Below are 24517 nucleotides of genomic sequence, written 5' to 3' on the forward strand. Positions count from 1 at the left end.
CCTTAATGTACTTCGGTGTTGAATAGAATGGTTGAAGGACCAACACCCACGTTGTATCTATTCAACTTCTTCCCCGTAGCACTATACATTTGCAAATAGCCGGGTTTACTATAAGCGGGCCAGCCGCCTTGCATCGTATAAGACGTTATGAAGAGATTTCCGGTTTGAGGGTCGACAGCTATCGACTTTGGCGAATCAACAGCGATATTCAACGCCGTCGTTTTCTTTGTTGCTACTTGATAAACGCCATACGCCACTTTGCCTGCACCATAAGGTGCATTGATGGTGTAGAACTGTTGACGATAAAGAGTTGCCTGCGTAGCATTAGCGACAACCGTTTCGGCAACGTCTTTGCCATTCTTGGCCACCACCTGTTTTAAACCTGCCTCAATCTGCGCAAAGTTTTGAGAGGCATCTCCATACTCTCCCCAATCAAGCACATAGATGTCATTTCCAACCACATACATGTCTTGCGGATTATAAATGCCTTCAACCTTCTTCTCTACAGAGGTGTGACGCGCAAAATCTACGATAGAGATTGTTCCTTTGCCTGTGCCATAATAAGAATTGGCCACCAGCACTTTTCCATTAGCCATAGTAAATCCTTCGGGATGATCGCCCACCTGAATACTGTCTTTCAACGAGAAAGCGACAGTATCTATCGCTGCCAAACACTTGCCATACGTGGTGAAGTAAATGCGTCCGCCGTCGGCCACCAAATGACGCGGATTTATACCTTTCTTTTTGCCTAAGAGGTCAGTGGTCTTCACCTGCTTGATGGAACGCAAGTTGCGATCGGTCACCTCAATGGTGTTATCATCGGTTGAAACGAAATAAATCTTACTGCCATAAATTAACGCGTGATTAACCGTTCCACCAAGCACCCGACCATTTACTTGCAAAAAAGTGTTGTTGGCAACAAATCCTGTTCTATAATCAAGATAGCTCACTGAACCGGGGATTTTACTTCCCAGGTTTCCTTCGCAAACTACAAAGGCACCATTACTGATTGTGATGGGGTCAGTGGGTTGAATGTCATCATCGTTGCTACATGAAACAAAAGTCAAAGCTCCCAAGAAAAGGGTTGCGAATGAGAATAAAATTTTCTTCATTGTGTAAATATTTAAATATTAAAATTGATAATTCATTGTGAATTGATAGTTGATGCGGGGCATGGGATAGTTGGCCACAAACTCATATTGCTGTCCGAACAGGTTTTTTACATCGCCGCGCACCATAAGCACAGCCTTGTGCAGAGGAAAGGTGCGATGTACCGAAAACTCCACATTCCAAAAGCCATTTAAATCCGTTCCATCATAATGTGCATGCGTGGCCCAGCGTCGGCTCATGCCGGTGGTGTTGACCGACAGATTGACCCACGGATTGCGCCAAGTGAGCGATGCCGCTGTCGTGTGTTTGGGAATATAGGCAATTTGCTTGTTGTAGGAATCGGTCGTTACATCCGTACGGTCCACTGTATGTTGAAAACTATAGCTTGCATAGAACATAAATTGTTGCCGAGGTGTAAGCGAAAGTGTTTGCTGCGTGGTGAGCTCCAAGCCACTTGAGTTCACTTTGCCAAGATTAATGTTGGTCCAAACAAACATATTGTAGGGTACCGCCACGATTTGATTGGTCACACGATTCATGTAACCATCAAGTGTAAATAAAGCTTGCCACATACGCGTCAACTGGTGCTGCCAGGTGAGTCCCAAAGTGTATTGCTGCGTCGTTTCAGGCTTCAGCATGGGACTGCCGAAATGATAGAAATAGTTTTCGTTGAACGTGGGCATGCGGAAGATGTTTTTATAGGCCGCCCGCAGATAGAACTGCTCTGCAGGCAACACTTGCCATGACAACGACACCGATGGCGACAATTTTTGTGCATCTTTGCTCGCAGTGCCTCGGCGCGCACCATTATCATAGACAGATAACAACAAACGTGCTATGGCGGTGAAGCGCGGTAGCATATATTTCCCTGTTAGGCTCTGTAACAGACTATGTCTATAGGGACGGACATCGGTATCGAGACTACCGCTGAGGTTATTGAAAAAATAATCGGCAGCATAGCTCACAAACACTTGCGTTGCCACCTGATAGCTCACTGCTCCAGAAATATAAGCCTCACGCTGATTGTAATCGGCATCGTGCACGTTTCCCGTGGCTAACTCGTCACGATAGTGGGTGGCAAACCAATTCCATTTACCTTGCATGCGCACGCGCCACCGGCCATCATCCGAACTTTGCTGCCATTGCAACTGTGCAAAGGCATTTCCTTCGTGCAACTTCTCACCACTCAATGCTGAATAAAAGTGTACCATTCCAGGCAACAATTTATAGCTATTATGATAGAAAAGTGTACCATTTAGCCGACCATTCTGCCCCACTTTCCAAGCGAAATCAAATTGTCCTCGTCCCTCGTTCATTCGATTATGTGTGCGACGTTCGTGCGTTATAAAAATTCCATTACGCAACAAAAAAGGATAGTTGCCCTCATAATAGGTATATTCACCCGAGGCTGAAAGTGCAAATTGCTGATTGAGTGCCTGCTCATAGCGGAGAAAGGGATTGATCAAGCCAAACGAACCAAATCGCAACTGCGTTGATAGATGCGGTTGCTGATTGTCAAATGTGGCACGCAAGGTTTCGATTGAGAGTACGGCTACCGATGCAAGCTGTCGAGCCGAGACTAAAACATCTTGATCATCGCCCACCGATAATTGCAACGCACCCACATTATTCAGCGTGTAGCGCGACAAATCGACAGCACCCGTTTGACTCTCATTGAGCATCACACCGTTGAACTTCACACCTGTGTGCGCTGCCCCGAATCCGCGTACACCTAATGTCTTCATGCTGCCTGCACCACCATAATCACGCAAATTGGTGCCCGGCATACGTTGCAACACATCCGAAAGATCTGTAACCCCACGCTGCAACAAATCGCTGCTATTCCAAATACGCAGAGGCACATTGCTTTGAATTTCTCGGGTACGCGGCGTTTCAACAATCTCAACACCCTGCAACTCTTTAGCGACAAGGGTGTCGGTAGTTATCATAGGCGCAGCAGCCAAGCTACAGAAATAGCTCATAGCCCACAGTACAGCCAGCATTCCTATGCGTTTATGCATCGCTTTTACAATCTTTTTTAAAAACGACTTACGTTGCTTTCCTCGAAACAAGCAAGTACTTCACAGGCAATGGCAGGTCTTCTGACTTTTCGGCTTTCGAAGAAACACCTTCCCGACCCTCAATGTCAGTGGCATACGCTTCTTCAACAATACCGATTACAGCAGCGGGACTGTTAAGGACTCTCACCTTATTCCCTTTTAATCAAAACTCGGTTGTGAACCAATTGCGAGCGCAAAGTTACAACAAAAGCTGAAGAAAACAATACCCAAAATACATTTTTATGATGCGGCAAGCCACATTTCCGCATACAATCACCATGCGTTCTGCGCCGAACAAGTTGTATACAGGAGAACGACACCCGCTCTTGCGGAAAAGGACATTCCGCACATCTTCACTTCCTTTATTATAGGGTCACTTCAAAAAAGAATAGGGCAACCACGAAAAAGAATGCAAAGTTTTGCTCGTATCATAAAAATATAGTACATTTGCCTACGATTTAAACAGCAGTGTTAACCCATAAAAACTTTGATATGCAAGATTCAATCAAATCAGTTTTGTCTGGAGATTTTCATGTGAGAAAATTTCTGATGTTTGCGATTACAGCCCTTTTAACTGTAATCGTGTGGAACCTACCCGCTCACTTCTTTGGAATCGAGGGGCTCACCGTCGTCCAACAACGTGTAATCGCCATTTTCGTGATGGCGATTCTGCTGTGGATAACCGAAGCCATCCCGGCGTGGGCCACTTCTATCACCATCATCTTTGTGATGCTCTTTTGTGTGAGCGATTCGTCGTTCAGCTATTTCCAAGGCACAGAAGACCAGTATGGCAAGATGCTCGATCACGTGGGTGTGATGGCTTGCTTTGCCGATCCCACCATCATCCTCTTCCTTGGTGGATTTGTGTTGGCCATAGCAGCCACGAAAAGCGGCTTAGACGTGTTGATGGCACGCACGCTCATCAAGCCTTTTGGCGAACGGAGCGAGCGTGTGCTCTTGGGCTTTTTGCTCATCACAGGCATCTTTTCGATGTTCATCTCCAACACGGCCACAGCAGCCATGATGCTCACCTTCCTCACACCCGTTTTCAAGGCGTTGCCGGCCAGTGGAAAAGGTCGCATTGCATTGACCATGGCAATTCCTGTAGGCGCTAATCTTGGCGGTATGGGTACGCCGATCGGTACGCCTCCCAATGTGTTTGCATTGAAATATCTCAACGACCCGGCAGGCCTGAACCTCGGTATCTCCTTCCCTGAATGGATGATGGTCATGGTGCCGCTGGTACTTGTGTTGCTCATTATCGCATGGCGCGTCATTCTTCATTTCTTCCCTTTCACGCAAAAGACAATTCAATTAGAGATCAATGGGCACGTGTCACATAACTGGCGCACCATCGTGGTAGCTGTGACTTTCATCCTGACCATCTTCTTGTGGGTGAAAGGTAAGGATTGGTTTGGCGTGAATGCCAACACCGTGGCCATGCTGCCCATTGCTGTGTTTGCCTTCACGGGCGTGATTAATGCCAAAGATTTGCAAGAAATCGATTGGTCGGTCATTTGGATGGTAGCCGGTGGATTTGCTTTAGGCAATGCCATGAACGAAACCGGGCTGGCCGAGAATGCCATCAAGAGCATTCCATTTGCAAGCTGGAACCCATTTGTGATTCTGATTATCGCCTGCATCATCTGTTTCGTGCTGAGCAACTTCATCTCGAACACCGCCACAGCCGCACTCTTAGTGCCCATCTTAGCCGTCGTTTGCAAAGGAATGGGCGGTGCGTTAGGTGCTATCGGCGGCACCTCGACCGTGCTCATCGGCATCGCCATCGCAGCCAGTGCCGCCATGTGTCTGCCCATCAGCACACCCCCAAATGCTATCGCTTTCTCCACAGGTCTTGTGAAGCAGAACGAAATGCTCAAAGTGGGCATCGTGACAGGGGTTGTCACATTGGTTTTAGGCATAGGATCGTTAATCATCATGGGCAAGTTGGGAGTTTTATAACCCACGCTCAAAGCAAGAGGGGCGCACAGCTTGTGCGCCCCACATTTTTTCAATATAAAAATATCACACTGCTTTTCATTCACAAATTCTATCCACATGTTCTTACAAAAAGTTTTAGGCTTCGATGCCAAGTCAATGAATCTGCGTACCGAGCTCATCGCCGGTGCCACCACTTTCCTCACGATGTGCTACATTCTGGCCGTCAATCCTTCGATTCTCAGCACCACCGGCATGGATAAAGGCGCCCTCTTCACGGCCACAGCTATCGCTTCGGCCATTGCTACGCTGCTCTTGGCGGTGATGGCCAAACTGCCTTTTGCCCAAGCGCCCAGCATGGGACTCAACGCCTTTTTCGCCTTCACGCTGTGCCAAACCATGGGCTATTCGTGGCGCGAGGCATTAGCCATCATGCTGGCCGAAGGACTTATTTTTCTGCTCATCACCTTCCTCAACGTGCGCGAACACATTCTCAACGCCATTCCGCAAAACCTGCGCTACGCCATCTCGGCCGGCATCGGCATGTTTATTGCCTTCATCGGACTAAAGAATGCCGAAATCATCGTGCCCAACACTGCCACCTACGTGAGTTTAGGCAAATTCACACCGACGGCCATCGTGGGCGTCATCGGCATTGTGTTGAGTGGCGTGCTCATGGCACGCAAAGTGAAGGGCGCCCTTTTTCTGAGCATCATCCTCACCACCTTGGTCGGCATTCCATTGGGCGTGACGCAGATTCCCACAGGCTGGTCACCCATAGGCATGCCCCAATCCATCAGCCCCATCTTTTGTCAATTCGATTTCTCGAGTCTCTTCACCCTCAAAACCGCCATGGTGGTTGTGTCGCTCCTGATGGTCAACATCTTCGACACCGTGGGCACGCTCGTGGGGCTGGCCTATAAAACAGGCATTGTGAAAGCCGACGGCACCATTCCCAAAATGAAAGAAGCCATGATGAGCGATGCCATCGGAACCACTTGCGGCGCTTTCCTCGGTTCGAGCACCCTCACCACCTATGTTGAAAGTGCATCGGGCATTGCCGAAGGTGGCAAAAGCGGCCTCACATCGGCCTTCGTGGGCATGCTGTTTCTCATCGCCCTATTCCTCTCACCCCTCTTCATGCTCATTCCCGGCGCAGCCACCAGCGGCGCCTTAGTGATGGTGGGTGTGTTGATGCTCGACAGTGTGAAACAGCTCGATTTAGGCGAGGTGAGCGAGGCCTTCCCCGCGTTCATCACCATGATTACGATGGTGCTTTGCTATTCGATTGCCGATGGTATTTATCTCGGCATCCTGTGCTATGTCATCTTGAAGCTCTGCACCGCACAATACAAGCGGCTCAACATCACGCTCCTCATCCTGGCCATCCTGTTTATCCTGAATTTCGTCATGGCGTAGGGGTGCACGTGCCGACGAAAGGAAACACGAAGCCAAAACATAAGTGGGAGAAGACAGAAAGCAAAGTTGGAAGCCAACTAAAGTGCTGAGCACCTCCTGGGCAAAAGTGCACAAAAAGCGAATGGAGTGACCTTCACAGGCCACTCCATTTCAGGGCAGTGTCTAAAAAAGTGTGTAACCATAATTTCCTATATCTTCCATTTTGTTCAAAATTATTTACTCTCTTTCCAGCATCTCCATTGATAGACTTTTCTTCGATATGTAGTCTGTGTTTCTTCCATTGCAACAGATGCCAATAGAAATAAAACCGATTGACTTGACGGCATTGCAGCTCTCATCTTAATGGTTCTTTTATACTTTCTGTTGAGCCGCTCAATCCAATTCGTCGTATAAATGCATCTCTGTACTTCTACAGGGAAGTCCATATAGGTGAAATAAGCAATATTACATTGGGCTTTATATTTGCGTAACACGGGGTATTTCTTTTCCCATTGGTTCACAAAAGTAATAAAATGTTCGTAACCTTGCAAAGATTTGCGCTCTTTGTTCTCCAAGGTGAATACTTCATTGAGTTCTTGATTAACTATGGGTTTGTCTTTATATTACCGCTACGGCTACGTGGAATGCGCAAGACAAACGTATAGCCCTTACAATACCAACGACGAGGACGAAAGCCATTGCATTGCTCATTCTTATTCGCTTTGACGAATAAGTCACGCTCGTGGCCATCAAAGAATTCATAATCAACGATTGAAGTGTGACAAAACCTTCACTGCTACTGTGTAATTCGAAATAATTTCCGAAATTTATCCTTGTGTAAGTTCCATATTCTTGTTGTTTTTTATTACTTAATGCAAAGATAAGAATTATGGTTACACACTTTTTTAGACACTACCGAAATTCGCCATAAGAAAAGAGCGCAAGCTTGTTTGTCAGCATGCGCTCTTTCCTGCTTACCTCCGAACTTGCGTTAGGCGGTGAAATAATTCTTAAAGCGTTCGAAAATGGTTCGTTTCGTCTCACTATCTCCCTTGAAATTGTCGCTGTCCTTCAGTTTCTCAATGACCTGCTTCTCGGCTTTGTCGAGCGTCTTGGGAACATAAACGCTGAGGTTCACCACCAAGTCGCCCATTTCGTTGCCATAACCCTGTACGGCGGGCAGTCCTTTGTGCCGCAGACGCAACGTTTTTCCGGGCTGTGTGCCGGGCTCAATCTTAATTTTCACTTTGCCTCCGTCAATGGTTGGGATTTCAGCTTCTCCGCCTAAGGCTGCCATGGGGAAATCGAGCAACAGGTTATAAATGACATCTTGCCCATCGCGCACGAAGGTGTCGTTGGGCTGTTCCTCGATGAGCACTTGGATGTTGCCCGGAATACCATTGTGCATGCCTGCATTGCCCTTTCCCGGAACGTTGACGATCATACCCTCGGCAACGCCTGCGGGGATTTTGATCTCAACCACTTCTTCGCCTTTGACAACGCCCGTACCGCCACATTCCTTACATTTGTTCTTGATGATGGTACCTTCACCATGGCATTCAGGACATTCGGTCTGCGTTTGCATCATGCCCAACATGGTGCGTACGGTGCGAACTACCGCTCCGCGCCCACCACAAGTGGGACATGTCTCGCTTCCACTTCCGGCCTCGGCACCAGAGCCATGACAATGGCTGCAAGTGATGTCCTTGCGCACTTTGAATTTCTTTGTGACGCCTGTGAGCACTTCTTGAAGAGAGAGGGTTACCTTGAGGCGGAGGTCGTTGCCACGATATTGCGGGCGTTGATGTTGTCCATTGGCAAAGCCGCCAAATCCTGCATGTCCCCCAAAGATGTCGCCAAAAGCAGAGAAGATGTCGTCCATATCCATTCCGCTACCGCCGAAGCCGCCGGCTTGTGCACCTGCAAAGCCAAATTGGTCGTATTGCTGGCGCTTTTGTTGGTCGCGCAACACATCATAGGCCTCGGCAGCCTCTTTAAATTTTTCTTCTGCGTCCTTGTTGCCGGGATTGCGGTCCGGATGATACTTGATAGCTATTTTGCGGTAGGCCAATTTAATCTCTTCGTCCGTTGCTGTACGCGCAACGCCCAGTACCTCGTAGTAATCTCGTTTTTCTGCCATAATGTGTCTAACTTTTATTGTCCAACGGCTACTTTGGCATGCCGAATAACCTCGTCGTTCATCGTGTAGCCTGTTTGCACACAATCAATCACCTTACCTTTGTTTTCATCACCCATGCCGGGAACCATAGCGACAGCTTCGTGATAGTCGGTGTTGAAGTCAGCCTTTTGGGTGTCGATTTTTTTCACCCCCATGCCTTCTAAGGTTTTGATAAACTTGTTGAATATCATTTGCATGCCGGCTTTTACAGCTTCAACGTCGGTACTGCCGTCTTCCAAAGCACGTTCGAAATCGTCGAGCACAGGCAGGATGGCCGTGACCGTTTTCTTACCGCCATTTAAAATTAAATCGGACTTCTCTTTTGTTGTGCGTTTGCGGAAATTATCAAATTCGGCAATCGTGCGCAGCAATTGATCCTTAAGTTTTTCGTTCTCTTGCTGCAATTGCTCTAAAGGACTTAACTTATCTTCTTTCTCCCTTTCGTCATGTTTGTCAGTTGAAGCTGACGACTTGTCAGTCTTTTCTGTCTGTTGTTTATCCTCTGCTTTCGCCTTGTTTGCGGCTTCTTTTGAGAGGTTTCCAAAGTCTGTCATATTGTTTGTTTTATTTATTTGTTATTTTGTGCATCAATGCAAATGGCATGCCAAAGCATTGTAGACAAAATGGATGTACAAGGCGTACATCCATTGGTTGATTGCTGCACAATTTGCATGGCGTACAATTAATTCTTTATTGATACATTTTTGTACGTTGTGCTTTGATTCCTTCGTCATGAATATATTCGTCGTAGGGCATGAGCTTATCGATTGTGCCATTGGGTGTAAGTTCGATAATGCGATCGGCCACGGTTTCGATAAATTCATGGTCGTGACTCGAGAAAAGGATATTGCCCTTGAATTGCGTGAGGTTGTTGTTAAACGCCTGAATACTCTCCAAGTCTAAGTGGTTAGTGGGAGTGTCTAAAATGAGACAATTCGCATTTTGTAGTTGCATGCGTGCAATCATACAGCGCATTTTCTCACCTCCAGAAAGTACGTTAACCTTTTTGAGGATTTCTTCGCCACTAAAAAGCATACGTCCTAAATAGCCTTTCATCATCACTTCGTTACCTACGCCATATTGGCTGAGCCAATCGATGAGATTTAAATCGCAGTTGAAAAACGCCGTATTGTCAAGTGGGAGATAGGCCGTGGTGATGGTCACTCCCCATTTGAATGTGCCAGCGTCAGGTGTTCGGTTATTGTTGATGATTTCAAAAAGCGCTGTCATGGCTTTGGGGTTGTGGCTTAGAAACACAACCTTTTGACCTTTTTCAATATTGAAATTCACACGATCGAAGAGCACGCCCCCATCTGCATCAACAGCTTTCAAATCTTCAACTTCGAGAATTTGATTGCCCGGTTCACGTTCCATCTGGAAGATAATACCCGGATATTTTCGACTTGAAGGCTTGATTTCTTCCACATTTAATTTCTCCAACATCTTTTTGCGTGAAGTGGTCTGCTTGCTCTTGGCCACATTAGCCGAGAAACGACGAATAAACTCTTCTAATTGTTTCTTCTTCTCTTCGGCTTTCATCTTTTGATTTTGTGCCTGACGCAATGCTAATTGCGAACTTTCATACCAGAACGAATAGTTTCCTGCGAACACTGTAACTTTTCCAAAGTCGATATCTATGGTTTGTGTGGAAACGGCATCAAGGAAGTGACGGTCGTGACTCACAACGAGTACAGTCTGGTTCTCATCAATTTCCCCTAAATAATCTTCCAACCATTCTACGGTGTCTAAATCGAGGTCGTTGGTAGGCTCATCAAGCAGCAAATTATCAGGTTTTCCAAATAGGGCTTTGGCTAACATGACCCGCACCTTCTCTGTGTTACTTAATTCTCCCACAATCTTTTGGTGTAAGTCTTCCCCAACACCTAAATTTTGCAGTAATTGTGCGGCTTCACTCTCAGCTTCCCAGCCATTCATCTCAGCGAACTTTTCTTCTAATTCAGCAGCGCGGTTACCGTCTTCTTCGGTCATTTCTTCTTTACTGTAGAGACGTTCACGCTCTTTCATGTTTTCCCAAAGGGGTTGATGACCCATAAGTACAGTGTCAAGCACTTTAAACTCATCATATTTGAAGTGATCCTGTTCCAAGACAGAAAGGCGCTCGCCGGGTCCTAACTCCACCGTCCCATGATTTGGCTCGAGTTCACCGCTAATAGCTTTAAGTAGCGTTGACTTTCCCGCTCCATTAGCCCCAATGACACCATAGATGTTGCCTCGGGTGAATTTAATATTTACATCTTTGTATAGTACTCTCTTTCCAAATTGGATTGCAAGATTGGTGAGTGTTATCATCTTCTTTATAATCTTAATAATGAATTAATTGGCTGCAAAGGTAATCAAAATTATTCAGAAAACAAAAACGAGACGTAGCCTTGGGAAGCTAAGTCTCGTCTTCTTTTGTCATCGAAAGAAATTATATGCCTAATTTCTTTCTAATATCTTTGGGTACGGCGTTTACATTAACCATAAAGTCCATGGTGTTATTCGCAATATAGTTTTTGGTCATATACCACATTCCTTTATAGTCGCCAACTTCACCCCATGAGTTTTTAACCATATAATACTCTTTTCCATTCTGATCTTTTGCGATACCGTAGATGAGCATGCCATGGTCGTCGGTCAGTTCCCAATTATCGAAACGTTCTTGGCGTAATTTCTGTGTAGGCGTTACCTCGGGTACCGTGCAACCTAATGAGTCAAGCACATTTTTCTTTTCAGCACGTGTCAGCTTCAACCAATGCGCCATATCGCTACCACTTAAACTTTGTGCTTTTTTTGAATCGATAGAGTAAGCTAATCCATCACGTGTAAATCCGGGCTCTGAAACATCACCTCCCCAAGCAATGGTGTAGCCATTCATTACGGCATTATCAATGATGCGCATCATATCATCGAGAGGAAGGTTCCATGAGAGTGGATTGCGCCAGTTGTCTTGCACTTCAACAGCGAAAGCAGTCCAAAATGGATGGTGCGTGTAGCTTGTGAAGCTTACATAATCATCAGGGTTAATCTCCAAACTTTGTGCAAAGGTTTGTGGAGTATAACTCTTTCCTTGATAGGTAAATCTATCGGGGCATTTACCTAAATATGCGTCTAAAATACCTTGCAGCGCCACCTTCCATTGCGGAGAAAGCTTGTCGCTTTTTGTTTTGGCGATAGCTTGTACGTAGGGTGTCATGACTGCGAAGAATTCATTGAAATTATTCAAAGAATCGCCATAGAGTGTGCCTGGAAGTGGCATAGCTTCTTCTGGGCACATGCCGTAATGCTTTAAACAATAGATGGGATCATAAGCACTTCCGCCTTGTGCGAATTGTGCATCGCCATGCATACGTACCACCTGAATGGCACGATCCAAATATGTCTTATTTGCAACAAAGGCCTCGCAGAGGTCATACGTTTTGCCCGTTTTCTTTAATATCTCAGCCTCTAAGAAGCTCAATGTGGAATAGTCCCAGCAGGTGCCACTGCGACTTTGGTTCTTAACACTTGTAATTTTGTTCTCTTTGATGGTGGTAAAGACAGGTTTGTTGGCATTCTTTTTATTGTCTTTCTTCTCTTGGGCCTGCGCACCGAAAGCTACAAGTGCTGCAAGCGCCATAACTAAAACTTTTTTCATTTATTCGAATTATAATGTTTATATTAAAATTGCAATTATTTGTTGTTTATTCTGCGCGATGTGCGGCCATAAACTCTTCAACGTCTTTTGGATGATAGGGTATGCGCTGTGCACCGATAAAGCGGCAACCTTGAAGCGTGATGAGCACATCGTCTTCAATTCGGATGCCACCAAAATCTTTATAGCTCTCGATCTTGTCGAAGTTTAGGAAGGCTGCACAATGCTGTTTGGCTTTCCATTCATCAATCAAGGCCGGAATGAAATAGATGCCGGGTTCGTCGGTCACAACGAAACCTTCTTCTAAACGACGACCCATGCGTAGATTATTCGTACCGAATTGCGTGAGGTTTGGGCGAGTTTCCTCGTCAAATCCCACGTTGATTTGGTCTAAATTCTCCATATCGTGCACATCCATACCCATCATGTGGCCTAAACCATGTGGCATGAATAGCGCGTGCGCACCAGCTTGCACGGCAGCTTCTGTGTCGCCTTTAGTGAGACCTAATTCCTTTAATCTGTCGAACATCAATCGACAAACGGCAAAGTGAACATCAGCATAGCGAACGCCAGGCTTGGCCACTTCTAAGGTGTAGTCGTGGCAAGCTTCCACAATGGAATAGATTTCGAACTGCCGCTGTGAGAATTTTCCGGAAACAGGCATCGTGCGGGTGTTGTCACTACAATAATTGTTGATGGTTTCAGCTCCCGCATCGCAGAGCGCTAAGCGTCCGGCCTCGAGCTTATTCATTGATGGATTGCCGTGCAAAATCTCACCATGTTGCGTGTAGATGGTAGGGAAGCTCACCATTGCTCCATACGAGTTTGCGATGCCATCAACTTGTCCGCCCACAAATTTCTCGGTTACTCCAGGACGCGTCAGGCGCATGGCAGTGGTATGCATTTCGTAGCCAATGACAGCAGCGCGTTCCAACTCTTCAATTTCTTGAGGCTCTTTTACCGAGCGCATTTTCACCACAGCCCGAATTAAATCCATGCTTGCGTCCTCTTTCTGCTGTGTAGGATGAATTCCGAGGAGGTCGAAAATCTGAATTTTAATATCGTGTCGATAGGGCGGGAGGAAATGAATCTTGCGGTGCGTGCGCAGTGCTTCATTGCAGATGAGCTTCAGATGCTTCATGGGCAATGTTTCATCGGCGCCGCATTGTTGCGCCATATCGTGCATGCTTTGAACAGAGCCATACCACACGATGTCCTCAATGTCGATATCGTTTCCAATCAAGATGTCGCGGTTGTTATCGATGTCGATAACGCCTACCAGTCCGTCGCGTTGCAAACCGAAATAATAGAGGAACGACGAATCCTGACGGAAAGGGTAGTAACCGTTATTGGGAAAATTAACTGGCGACTCATTGTTGCCAAAAAAAATGACGACACCTTCGTTAACGAGCTTCTTGAGTTCATTGCGTCGTCTTACGTAAGTAGCTGTATCAAACATTTTTGTTTTCATTGATTTGGCTACAAAGTTATATATTTTTCGCCTAAAAGTTCTATCTTTGCAATAAAATTACGCTTAAAGCTATAAATTTATTAGTTAGCGATGGAAATCAATCATCAAACGGGATTAGTTTTGGAAGGTGGCGGCATGCGTGGCGTGTTCACAAGTGGGGTGCTCGATGCCTTGATGAAGCATGCCATTTATTTTCGTTATGTGGTGGCCGTTTCGGCAGGCGCGTGCAACGGCATGAGCTATGTAAGCCGGCAACCCCGACGTGCGCGCATTGCCAACATCGACTATCTGTCGCGCTACCACTACATCGGTTTGCGCCATTTGGCTCAGCAGGGGTGCATTTTCGACCGTGATTTGCTCTATAACAAGTTTCCCAACCAGCTCATCCCCGTAGATTTCGACGAATATTTTCAACACGCCGACACATTCGAAGTGGTGACAACGAACTGCCTCACGGGGCGTGCGATGTATCTCACCGAAACACAATCGCGCCAGCGTGCCATCGACATTCTGCGCGCCTCGAGCAGCCTGCCCTATGTGAGTAGCATTGTGACGGTGGATGGCATTCCCATGCTCGACGGAGGAATTGTCGACAGCATCCCCGTGGCGCGTGCCATTTCGCAAGGACACGCCACCAACGTGGTGGTGCTCACGCGCAATAAAGGTTGGCGCGACACGAGTCTCGACCTCAAGCAACCGCGCTTTGTCTACCGTCAGTATCCCCGTTTGCGCTTAGCCTTGAGTCGCCGGCACGAGGTTTATAACCAGCAAATCGAATTGGTAGACCGGTTGGAAGCCGAAGGCAAAATCGTTTGCATCCGCCCTATTCGACCCTTGGAAGTAGGACGCATGGAGATTGATGTTGAGAAGTTGGAACGGCTTTATCAGGAGGGCTTCGATTTGGGTGAAGCCTTCGCACAGCAATATTTTGGGTAACGTTCGGGAAAATACGTTAGTTACAGTGTATCTAATCCGTCTCAAAGAAAAAACATGTTAGTTACAGCGTATCTAATCCGTTTCAGCGAAAAAACATGTTAGTTACAGCGTATCTTAATCCGTTTCAGCGAAAAAGCACGTTAGTTACAGCGTATCTAATCCGTTTCAGCGAAAAAACATGTTAGTTACAGCGTATCTAATCCGTTTCCGAGAAAAAATACGTTAGTTACAGCGTATCTAATTCGTTTCAGAGAAAAAACATGTTAGTTACAGCGTATCTAACCCGTTTCAAAGAAAAAACACGCTAGTTCCCGGGGTTCTAATCTGTTTTCAAGAAAAAACGCATTAGTTCCCGGGGATCTAATCTGTTTCCAAGAAAAAACGCATTAGTTCCCGGGGGATTTTTCAATTTCATTAACGTAAGCACATTAGTCCCCGGGGAACTTTTCGTTTCATTAACAAAAACGCGTTAGTTCCCGGGGAACTAATCAATTTTTTAACAGAAACACGTTAGTCCCCGGGGATCTAATCCATTTCAGAGAAAAAACACGTTAGTCCCCGGGGGGCTAATCCGTTTCAGAAGAAAAATGCGTTAGCCCCCGGGGATGTTCTACCAAAAACGAAAACGGGAGCATTCCGGCTGGAACACTCCCGCTTGTTGTGCGGTGCGATGGCACACTTATTTCTTGATGTTGGCCTCTTGCAGTCCGTAGTGTTTCTTCTTGTCAAACGCCAGCAGGGCAAACGCCAGCAGGATGGCCATGATGCCGCAGCTCATGAACAGCATCTCCATGCGGCTAAACGTGGGGTCGGCTTCGTTGAGCTTGCCAATGGCCACGGGGAAAAGGCTCAAACCGATGTTCTGAATGAAGAAGATGATGGCATAGGCCGAACCTAAGAGTTTTAGCGGAATGATTTTGGGCACGCTGGGCCACATGGCTGAGGGCACCAGCGAAAAGGCTACGCCCAAAATAATCATCATCACCACGGCAAACCAACCGACGGGCAGCAGATGGAGCATGAAAATGCAGTGAACCAAAGCCAGCATGGTGCTGCCGATGAGCATGAGGGTTACGCCTTTTCCGATTTTGTCGTAGATGATGCCGAAAATGGGCGTGAGGGCAATGGTGCCTAAGGGGAGCAGGCCAGGCAATGTGCCTGCAAACTGGGCGGGCACATGATAGTTGGCTACCATGAGCTTGGTTGCAAATTTCAAGAAGGGGAACACGCCTCCATAGAACATCAGGCAGAGCAATGCAATGCACCAGAATCCGGGGTTGGTGAAGATAAACTTCAAATCGGCGAAGTGGAACCCTTCGTCGTCAGCGTTGTGCTGCGTCTCGGCATCTATGGCAGCGGCCGAAGCGTCGAGCTTTTTGTCCATCACGGTGTAGACAATAAACGCCAAAAGCCCCACGATGAGCAGCACGGCACCCAATAAGACGGGGGCGCTCACGCGGTTGCCAAAGGCGCGTGCCACGGGCAATGAGAAGCTCATGGCTGCAAAAGTGCCCAAACGGGCTAAGCCCACTTGCACGCCCATGGCCAATGCCAGCTCGTGGCCGGTGAACCATTTGGTGATGACTTTGGACACGGTGATGCCGCATATTTCGCATCCTACTCCGAAAATGGCAAAGCCTAAGCAGGCCACGGCGGCCGACATGGGCAAAGCGAATGTGCCAAGGGTGAACTGGCTATCGCCAAAATCGACGGAAACGCCGACATATTTAATCAACACCCCAATAACCATGAGGCTGCAAGCCATGATGCCTGTGAAACGGATGCCCATCTTATCGAGGATGATCCCGCCGAAGAAGAGCATTAAGAGGAACACGTTGATGAAACCATAGCTACCGGCAAAAATGCCATAATCGCCGGCCGTCCAGCCCAAGCCGCCCTGGGCTTTTGGCGTTTCGAGCAACACCTCGAGCGGCGACATGACGTCGGTTATAAAGTAACCCATCATCATCGTGAAGGCCACGATGAGCAGTGCTGTCCAACGTGCGCCAGTGCTGTCGCTGAGCTTTTTTTGAATTAATTCTGTCATATTTTTGTGTTGTTTTGATTTACTTGTTTGTGGTTAGCCATCTGTCCAACCAATCGAAATAGGTGCGTTGCCAAAGAATGCCATTCTGAGGCTTTAACACCCAATGGTTTTCATCGGGGAAGAGCAACATTTCGGCTGGGATGCCGCGCAAACGTGCTGCGTTAAATGCGCCCATACCTTGGTTGGCATTGATGCGATAGTCTTTCTCGCCGTGGATAATCAGGATGGGGGTATCCCACTTGTCAACAAACTTGTGGGGGCTGTTGGCATAGGTCTTCTTTGCCGCTTCTGTGGCATCGGCATTCCAATAGGCATCGTCATACTCCCAGTTGGAGAACCAAACCTCTTCTGTGTCGGTGTACATGCTTTCGAGGTTGAATGCGCCGTCGTGGGCAATGAATGCTTTGAAACGTTTGTTGTGGTGCCCCGCAAGATAATAAACCGAGAAACCACCAAAGCTGGCTCCAACGCAACCTAAACGCTCTTTGTCGACAAAGGGCAGGTTGTTGGCCGCATCGTCGATGGCACTGAGATAGTCGTCCATACACTGTCCCGTCCAATCGCCGCTCACAGCCTCGTTCCATTCATGGCCAAAACCAGGCAAGCCGCGTCGATTGGGCGCAACGATTACATAGCCTTTTGAAGCCATGAGGAAGAAATTCCAACGATAGCTCCAAAACTGGCTCACGGGGCTTTGTGGTCCACCTTCACAGAAGAGCAAAGTGGGATATTTCTTCGTGGCGTCGAAGTTGGGCGGCAAGATAATCCAAACCAACTCTTGTTTACCATCAGTAGTGTTGACCCAACGCTGCTGCAATTTTGGGGTGGCCAACTGACTTAACAGCGCCTGATTCTCGAATGTGATTTGCGTGAGCTTGCTTTTCTTCTCGGCCTTGGCAGGAGAGAGCAAATATAAGTCGTCGGGTTGCAGCATCGAATGGCGCGACACCAACAAATTGTTGCTGTTGGCAATCGTTGACAGGCGGGCAATGTCAAACCAGCCGTCACTCAGTTGGGTCACTCTCCCATTAAGCGAAACTTGATAAGCATTGACGCAAGCGTGCCAGCAACCCAAGAAATAAAGGCTCTTACTGTCGTTAGCCCAAACATATTCGTCGACATTGCTATCGAAATTCTGCTGATTGACGATATATTGTTTCTTGCCTGTAGCGCAATCCATGATGCACAAACGATTCAAATCGCTCTCATAACCATCATGCGCCATGCTCTGCCAAGCAATGTATTTGCCATCGGGCGAAAACTTGGGATTGGTATCATAGCCCACTTGCATATCGCCTTGCTGCTGGTTGACCTGCTGATGTTTAAGCGATTTTGTCGCATCAACCTGTGGAGCAACATAGCCTTCGGGCTTGCACAAGTTGGTGGTTTTGCCCGAGCTTACTTCGTACAAATAAATATCTGTATCGGTGGAGATGGCATATTGTACGCCCTCTTTCTTGCGGCTGGTGTAGGCAATAAACTTAGAGTCGGGGCTCCAAGCAATTTGTTCTATGCCGCCAAAGGGTGCAACGGGGGCCTCAAAAGGCTCACCAGCCATGATGTCTGTACCGGTTGTGATGCTGTTTCCCGTAACATCTGCAATAAATGGGTGCATGATTTCGGTGACATAATGGTCCCAATGGCGGTAGTTCATATCAGTGATGAGCATGCCTGTGGCCTTAGGGAGGTCTGTTGGTGTTTGTTTAATCGTACCGTGATAGGGAAGGCTTTGCAGCATAACAACTTTTTTCCCATCGGGCGAGAAAGCAAATCCTTCCACTTTCCCGTCGGTGTGAGAAAGTTGCTGACGCTGTTCACCTGTTATATTCATTGACCATATCTCGCCACCGCGTAGGAAAACAATTTTATTTCCCAACCAAGCAGCATCGCTTTCACGTTGGTCACCCTTCGTGAGCAACCGTTTATTCTTCCCATTGAGTTCCTGAATAAACAATTTAGTTCGGCTATTGTTGTTGGGAACGCTATAGTAGGACACTTGATAAACAACATATTTTCCATCGGGTGAAGTCGCCGAAGCACCCATACGCCCCAAACGCCATAAGTCTTCTGCGGTCATATTGCGTTGTTGTGTCTGTGCTGTAGCTGCAGCCTGATTCATCTTTGCGTTCATTGATAGTGGTGTTGACAGTGTGATTGCTGCAAGCACCCAGTTTAAAATTTTGTTCATGGGGATGTTGATAAAAAGCAATAGATGCTACAAGAGTTGGGAAGCTAAGACCTTTTCATGCGATAATATGTTGCAATGTGGTGCATATTTCTCCACAATCTCTTATAGAATCTATTGCAATGTATGATGAATTACTTTTCTTTCTTTTTATTCAGTTCATTTTGCTTGCGCCGCGTTTCCTCTAATTGCTTTTGCTGCATTTCCTGAATGGCTTGCAAACGTGCGGCCAAGCCTGTCATTTTCTTTGGATTGCTCTTGTTTTCTTTGTAACGATTTTCAAGCATAGCGAGCAACTTCTCGTCGTTTGTTGTCTTGCGAAGTACCCACATGATGGCTGCACTGAAGAACAAACTAATGAAATAATAGAAGTTTAGTCCGGCACTGTAATCGTTGAACATGAAGAAAAACATGATGGGCATAGCAAACATCATATATTGCATCATTTTCATTTGCTCTGCCTGCTGCCCAACCATTTGATCCTTTTGCTGGCGCATGGTCATGATTGTATAAAGCACATTGGCAACACAGAACAAGATGCAAGTCAAACTAATATGGTCGCCAATCAGCCAAATATGATGTCCCCACTCGTAGATAGGGTCATAGGTGCTCAAATCTTTTATCCACAAGAAGTGTTCACCACGCAATTGAATGGCATTGGGAACAAAATTAAACATTGCAATCCAAATGGGCATTTGAATGAGCATCGGCAGGCATCCCGATAGGGGGCTGACTCCATATTTTGAATACTCAGCCATCATGGCTTGTTGTTTTTGCATCTGATCCTCTGGCTTATCAAATTGCTTAGTAGCCTCATCTAATTTCGGCTTCAGCACACGCATCTTTGCACTGCTCATGTAACTTTTCTTCACCATGGGGTAAGTGATGAGCTTTAATAGCAACGTAATGAGAATTAAAACGATTCCCATATTGATATTTAAGCCTGTCAAGAAGTCGAAGACATAAAGCGTAAACCAACGGTTGATGATGCGGAATAGAGGCCAGCCTAAATAAACCAAACGTTGTAATTGTAATTCCTTGCCGAATGTGCTTTCTTTCTCTACACGTTGTAGAATACGGAAATCATTCGGCCCATAATAGAATTCAAACTCTGAAGGAATGCGGCCTGATGGGTCGAGTTTTGTTTTTAGTTTTGCACCATATTGCTTAAGATACCCCGTTCCTTTTTCTTCAGGGATTGATGTCATGGATGCATTCGATTCGAATCCATTCTTAGCAATCATCACTGCACTGAAGAACTGGTTTTTAAAGGCTACCCAGTCAATAGGTTCCTCAATAGCCTTGTCAACTTCTTCTTTGCCCTCGCTTAAATAATCCGTACCTCCTTTTGTGGCATGATAGGTGAGTGTGGCATAGCGATTCTCAAACGAAAACCCTTTCTCTTGTTGAAAAATCCTGTCTTTCCAATCAACATATAGTGTTTGCGCATTAGGAGCAAAGTTGCCATCCATGCCTTTAACGCTGAAGTTCATGTGTAATAAATAGTCGCGTCCTAAACGATATTGCATGGTGATGGTTTGCCCTGCTTTAGATGTAGCCGTAAATGTCACGGTTGAATCATTATAGGATGAAGGCTCAAAGTAAAGGTCGGCCGTATTTATGTTAGCCTCTTTCGTGGCCAAACTATAATTGAGACTTTGACTGGTAGCGTCAAACAATGTTACATAATTTTTGTCATCCGTATGGTTTTGATGGTGCAAATCATGTCCGACATAGCCTTTTATCACGGCCTTTTTTACGATAGCGCCCTTTGAACTCAAAGTAAGCTCAACCTTATTATTTTTTAATGTGATATCTTGTGCAATACCTTTCATGGCTTGATGAAAAGATAACGTGGTGTCAGCGTTAGCACGTAACTTCGCAGAGTCTACCTTATTCAGATTAACCGCCTGTTTAGCTGCTAATTCTTTTTTTGCTTGTGCTATAGAATCTTGTACGAAAGCCGCACGCTGTTCTTCTGCAGAAGGTTGGTTGTACCAACTAAATCCTATGAGGACTACTGCTATTAGCAAAAATCCAATGATGTTATTTTTATCCATTATTTCTTTTTATTTTCTATTGCTTTCTTAATAAAATCAAGGAACAAGGGGTGGGGTTTCAAGACGGTTGATTGATATTCTGGGTGGTATTGTGTGCCTATATACCATTTCAATCCAGGTATTTCGACTATCTCTACCAAATCGCTCTCAGGGTTCTTGCCCACACACATCATGCCATGTTTTTCAAATTCTGTTTGAAATTCATTGTTAAATTCATAACGATGTCTATGACGTTCTTGAATATTCTCCCTTTTATAGATGTCAAAAACGCGACTGCCTTGTTTCAGAACACACTCGTATGCACCAAGCCTCATCGTGCCACCCATATTGGAAATGTTCTTTTGTTCTTCCATGATATCAATAACATTATGAGGTGTCTTCTCGTCCATCTCGCGACTATTGGCATCAGCATACCCTAAAACATTGCGTGCAAATTCTATTACCATCATTTGCATGCCTAAACAGATTCCAAAGGTTGGAATATCGTGTGTACGTGTATAGTGGGCTGCGATAATCTTTCCTTCAATACCACGCTGACCGAATCCTGGGCAAATCACAATCCCATCTTGGTGCGCCAACTTCTCTGCTACGTTGGCTTCGGTTATCTCTTCTGAATTAAGAAAATTAATATTTACCTTGTAATCGTTGTACGTTCCAGCATGAGAGAGACTTTCACGAATGCTCTTGTAAGCATCTTGCAAATCATATTTTCCAACAAGTCCAATGTTGACACTGTCTTTTGCCTTCTTACGACGATTGATAAATTCTCTCCAAGGACCTAGTTCCGGTGTCGCACCAATAGGTTCTCCCGTCTTTCTTAGGATAGCCTCGTCCAATCGTTGCTGTTGCATGTCAATGGGTACTTCATAAATTGAAGGTAGGTCTTCGCATTGAACAACACAGTCTAAATCAACGTTACAAAATGCAGCGACCTTCTTTCTGACATCATTGCTTAAGTGCTTCTCGGTTCGTAAGACGAGGATATCGGGCTGAATCCCTATGCTTTGCAATTCCTTTACACTGTGTTGGGTGGGCTTTGTCTTCAATTCTCCGGCTGCTTTCAAATAGGGAACATAGGTGAGATGGATATTAACGGCCCGCTTACCTAATTCCCATTTAAGCTGGCGAATAGCTTCCATGAAGGGTGCACTTTCAATATCTCCAATCGTCCCACCTATCTCTGTGATGACAAAATCATAGTGATATTTCTGTCCTAAGAGCTTAATGTTGCGCTTAATCTCATCAGTGATATGTGGAACAACCTGAATGGTCTTTCCTAAATAATCCCCTCTGCGTTCTTTATCGATGACCGATTTATAAATCCTCCCCGTTGTCATGCTATTGGCCTTTGTAGTTTGGATGCCCGTAAATCGTTCATAGTGTCCTAAATCTAAATCGGTCTCCATTCCATCAACCGTCACATAACATTCACCATGTTCATAAGGGTTGAGTGTTCCCGGGTCGATATTGATATAGGGATCAAACTTCTGTATCGTAATATTGTAACCCCTTGATTGTAGAAGTTTACCTATTGAGGCGCTAATAATGCCTTTTCCTAAGGAAGAAACAACGCCACCCGTTACGAAAATATACTTTGTGTCAGCCACTTTATATAATTACTTTAAATTAATTTGCAAAATGATTTTCTCTTCTTAAACACGAAACGATTATCAGAACGAGTAAGCTATACCAAAGCTTGCATATTCTTTTATTTGCCAATAGCCAAATTTATGATCGCGTAATCCTGCGTCATCAAAGCGAGGATATATAAAGATGTTACTACTGAGGTAGCGGCTAAATTGCAATATGAATGTGTTTTCCCACTCAATCTCACTGCGCCGATAGGTTGTATAACCATAAAGACGCGTCCGCCATTTCACCATGTCGTTAAAGTTCCATTGCAAGTCAACCGTACATTCTGAACCTAAACTATGCAACGTATGATGCCCTATATCCAAGCCATTACGTTCGCTTAATGACAAACGGCTTACATATTTAAAGTTATAGGCAAAAGGCGCCATGTGAACAGAACCAACCAAACGTTTATTAAACCACTCAACATTATAGTCCATACCAAGAGAAAGATTTACGTTGAGCGGATTGGCAAAGGCACTGTACACAAACGGGTCATTATTTTTATAGCCACGAAGGAATTGAGTATTGGCTATGAGCTGTAAGGTATAATACCACTTTTTCGTAGCTTGAAAGCCTAATTTTCCGGTATAGCGCAACAAGTCTTCACTTGTTTTTAATTTATGCAAATTGTCGGTCTGGGAAGTCTGTAAACCTAATTTCATCTCTAACTTATTATCCCATTTCACTTTTTGCTTGTTATTATAATTGGCACCTAATGTGATAGCTCCAACAGCACTGTAGTTGCTTTCACCGCCTTTATACCAATTATCTGAAACATAGTTTTGGATAAATTGTAGATAAAAATCGCCATGATAAGTCCAAAAATTCGGTTTGTAAACCTTGATATCAGGCGCTTCAAGTGTCGGTTCTTCTATTTTTGAAACCTTTTCTATGGGTAATTGTTTGTCTGCGGCAACAAGTGGTTTATCAATACCTTTTGAAGGACCAATCTTATGGAGACTTTCATCGGTTGTCTGAACTAAATCAGGGCGATATAAATATACATAGAGCAATGCACGAACAAGTGCATTTATCGCCAGATCTTGTGAAAAGTCTTTTGCTTCAATGCTCCGTTCACCAATCTTCTGATAATAAGTAGTTGGCAAAAACAAAGGTGCGTATTTAGCTTTTGGAATGAATGATTTCGTGGAGTCACCGTTGTAACTTGTATTATCCATTCCGAGCGCCTGCTGTGCTATGCGCAAACTATCTGTATAGCGATCCACAAACGTTCTGCTTCTATAGTCAGAAACAACTGTTGTATGCTGTGCAAAGACTCCTCCAGGAAGCGCATACAACAAAGAAATTGCGAGTAATTTTTTTAATGAATTCATATTTCGTGCGCAAAGTTACATGAAAAAAAGCTAATAGACAAGAAACCATTTTGTAAAATACATGTTTTAAATGGGATTAGGGTATACGTAACCTGCGCCTACCCGCCCATAATGGCAATGGAAAACATTACAGAAATCGCAAGGGAGGCTTTCCGAAAGTGAGATGATGACAATTCTTATATGTATGCTATCTATTCCGCCGGCAGAGCCTCTTCCGGCAACCTTTTCTTGTTTTAGTCCATCGGCGGAGCCTCTTCCGGCAACCTTTTCTTGCTTTTGTCCATCGGCAGAGCCTCTTCCGGCGACCTTTTCTTGTTTTAGTCCATCGGCGGAGGCTCTTCCGGCAACCTTTTCTTGAATTAGTCCATCGGCGGAGCCTCTTCCGGCGACCTTTTTCGTTTTAGTCCATCGGCGGAGCCTCTTCCGGCAACCTTTTCTTGTTTTAGTCTATCGGCGGAGCCTCTTCCGGCAACCTTTTTCGATTTAGTCCGTCGGCGAGCACCTCGCCGGCAACCTTTTCTTGTTTTTGT

At 45.6% G+C, this 24517-nt stretch carries 15 protein-coding genes, 3 pseudogenes and 1 riboswitch; of the genes and pseudogenes, 4 read left to right on the plus strand and 14 right to left on the minus strand.

Features of this window, described 5'->3' with window-relative positions:
• Positions 1–2 precede the first annotated feature (2 nt).
• On the minus strand, positions 3–1112 hold the full coding sequence (locus tag HMPREF9431_RS02830) for a YncE family protein (RefSeq protein WP_004379579.1): 1110 nt from the start codon (positions 1110–1112) through the stop codon (positions 3–5).
• An 18-nt stretch (positions 1113–1130) separates the two neighbouring features.
• Positions 1131–3131, minus strand: a complete 2001-nt coding sequence (locus tag HMPREF9431_RS02835) for a TonB-dependent receptor (protein ID WP_004379580.1) — start codon at positions 3129–3131, stop codon at positions 1131–1133.
• Positions 3132–3185: 54 nt separating this feature from the next.
• Positions 3186–3372: riboswitch (cobalamin riboswitch) on the minus strand.
• 290 nt (positions 3373–3662) lie between these two features.
• Here HMPREF9431_RS02835 and HMPREF9431_RS02840 point away from each other — a divergent pair.
• A complete protein-coding gene (locus HMPREF9431_RS02840; protein WP_004379581.1) occupies positions 3663–5132 on the plus strand; it encodes an SLC13 family permease in 1470 nt (489 codons plus the stop codon).
• Positions 5133–5228: 96 nt separating this feature from the next.
• Entirely contained in the window at positions 5229–6527 is a 1299-nt protein-coding gene (locus HMPREF9431_RS02845) for an NCS2 family permease (protein WP_004379582.1), read from the plus strand.
• A gap of 212 nt (positions 6528–6739) precedes the next feature.
• On the opposite strand, the pseudogene HMPREF9431_RS13735 reads toward HMPREF9431_RS02845, so the two are convergent.
• The 7 genes and pseudogenes from HMPREF9431_RS13735 to HMPREF9431_RS02875 form a co-directional block, all read right to left on the minus strand.
• A pseudogene (locus HMPREF9431_RS13735) lies at positions 6740–7333 on the minus strand (transposase).
• A gap of 164 nt (positions 7334–7497) precedes the next feature.
• Complete coding sequence (gene dnaJ / locus HMPREF9431_RS02855; protein WP_004379583.1) at positions 7498–8646, minus strand: molecular chaperone DnaJ; 1149 nt, start codon at positions 8644–8646, stop codon at positions 7498–7500.
• Between the two features lie 14 nt (positions 8647–8660).
• Entirely contained in the window at positions 8661–9239 is a 579-nt protein-coding gene (locus HMPREF9431_RS02860) for a nucleotide exchange factor GrpE (RefSeq protein ID WP_004379584.1), read from the minus strand.
• A gap of 136 nt (positions 9240–9375) precedes the next feature.
• A complete protein-coding gene (locus tag HMPREF9431_RS13725; protein WP_410529643.1) occupies positions 9376–10368 on the minus strand; it encodes an ABC-F family ATP-binding cassette domain-containing protein in 993 nt (330 codons plus the stop codon).
• Positions 10369–10455: 87 nt separating this feature from the next.
• Positions 10456–10995 (minus strand): annotated as a pseudogene (locus HMPREF9431_RS13730) (ATP-binding cassette domain-containing protein); the annotation flags it as partial.
• Positions 10996–11116: 121 nt separating this feature from the next.
• Entirely contained in the window at positions 11117–12322 is a 1206-nt protein-coding gene (locus HMPREF9431_RS02870) for a C1 family peptidase (RefSeq protein ID WP_004379586.1), read from the minus strand.
• A 46-nt stretch (positions 12323–12368) separates the two neighbouring features.
• Positions 12369–13778, minus strand: coding sequence for an aminopeptidase P family protein (locus tag HMPREF9431_RS02875; protein ID WP_004379587.1), 1410 nt, complete (start codon positions 13776–13778; stop codon positions 12369–12371).
• Positions 13779–13880: 102 nt separating this feature from the next.
• Here HMPREF9431_RS02875 and HMPREF9431_RS02880 point away from each other — a divergent pair, with 102 nt between their 5' ends.
• Complete coding sequence (locus HMPREF9431_RS02880; protein ID WP_004379588.1) at positions 13881–14726, plus strand: patatin-like phospholipase family protein; 846 nt, start codon at positions 13881–13883, stop codon at positions 14724–14726.
• 679 nt (positions 14727–15405) lie between these two features.
• Here HMPREF9431_RS02880 and HMPREF9431_RS02885 read toward each other — a convergent pair.
• From HMPREF9431_RS02885 to HMPREF9431_RS02905, 5 genes are all read right to left on the minus strand, one after another.
• Positions 15406–16773, minus strand: a complete 1368-nt coding sequence (locus tag HMPREF9431_RS02885) for an MFS transporter (protein ID WP_004379590.1) — start codon at positions 16771–16773, stop codon at positions 15406–15408.
• Between the two features lie 19 nt (positions 16774–16792).
• Positions 16793–18961: a S9 family peptidase gene (locus HMPREF9431_RS02890; protein WP_040560750.1), complete on the minus strand. Its 2169-nt coding sequence runs from the start codon at positions 18959–18961 to the stop codon at positions 16793–16795.
• A gap of 131 nt (positions 18962–19092) precedes the next feature.
• Positions 19093–21018 carry a membrane protein insertase YidC gene (gene yidC / locus HMPREF9431_RS02895; RefSeq protein ID WP_004379595.1) on the minus strand — a complete coding sequence of 642 codons (1926 nt, stop codon included), beginning with the start codon at positions 21016–21018 and terminating at the stop codon, positions 19093–19095.
• The gene (locus HMPREF9431_RS02900) at positions 21018–22625 is read right to left on the minus strand and encodes a CTP synthase (RefSeq protein ID WP_004379597.1); all 1608 of its coding nucleotides are present in this window, start codon (positions 22623–22625) and stop codon (positions 21018–21020) included. The genes yidC and HMPREF9431_RS02900 overlap by 1 nt, the downstream gene beginning before the upstream one ends.
• A 63-nt stretch (positions 22626–22688) precedes the next feature.
• Positions 22689–23987, minus strand: coding sequence for a DUF3078 domain-containing protein (locus HMPREF9431_RS02905; RefSeq protein WP_004379599.1), 1299 nt, complete (start codon positions 23985–23987; stop codon positions 22689–22691).
• An 86-nt stretch (positions 23988–24073) separates the two neighbouring features.
• Between HMPREF9431_RS02905 and HMPREF9431_RS13740 the strand changes: the two are divergent.
• Positions 24074–24171 (plus strand): annotated as a pseudogene (locus tag HMPREF9431_RS13740) (IS982 family transposase); the annotation flags it as partial.
• Positions 24172–24517 lie beyond the last annotated feature (346 nt).

The sequence above is a fragment of the Segatella oulorum F0390 genome (assembly GCF_000224615.1).
Taxonomy (GTDB): Bacteria; Bacteroidota; Bacteroidia; order Bacteroidales; family Bacteroidaceae; genus Prevotella; species Prevotella oulorum.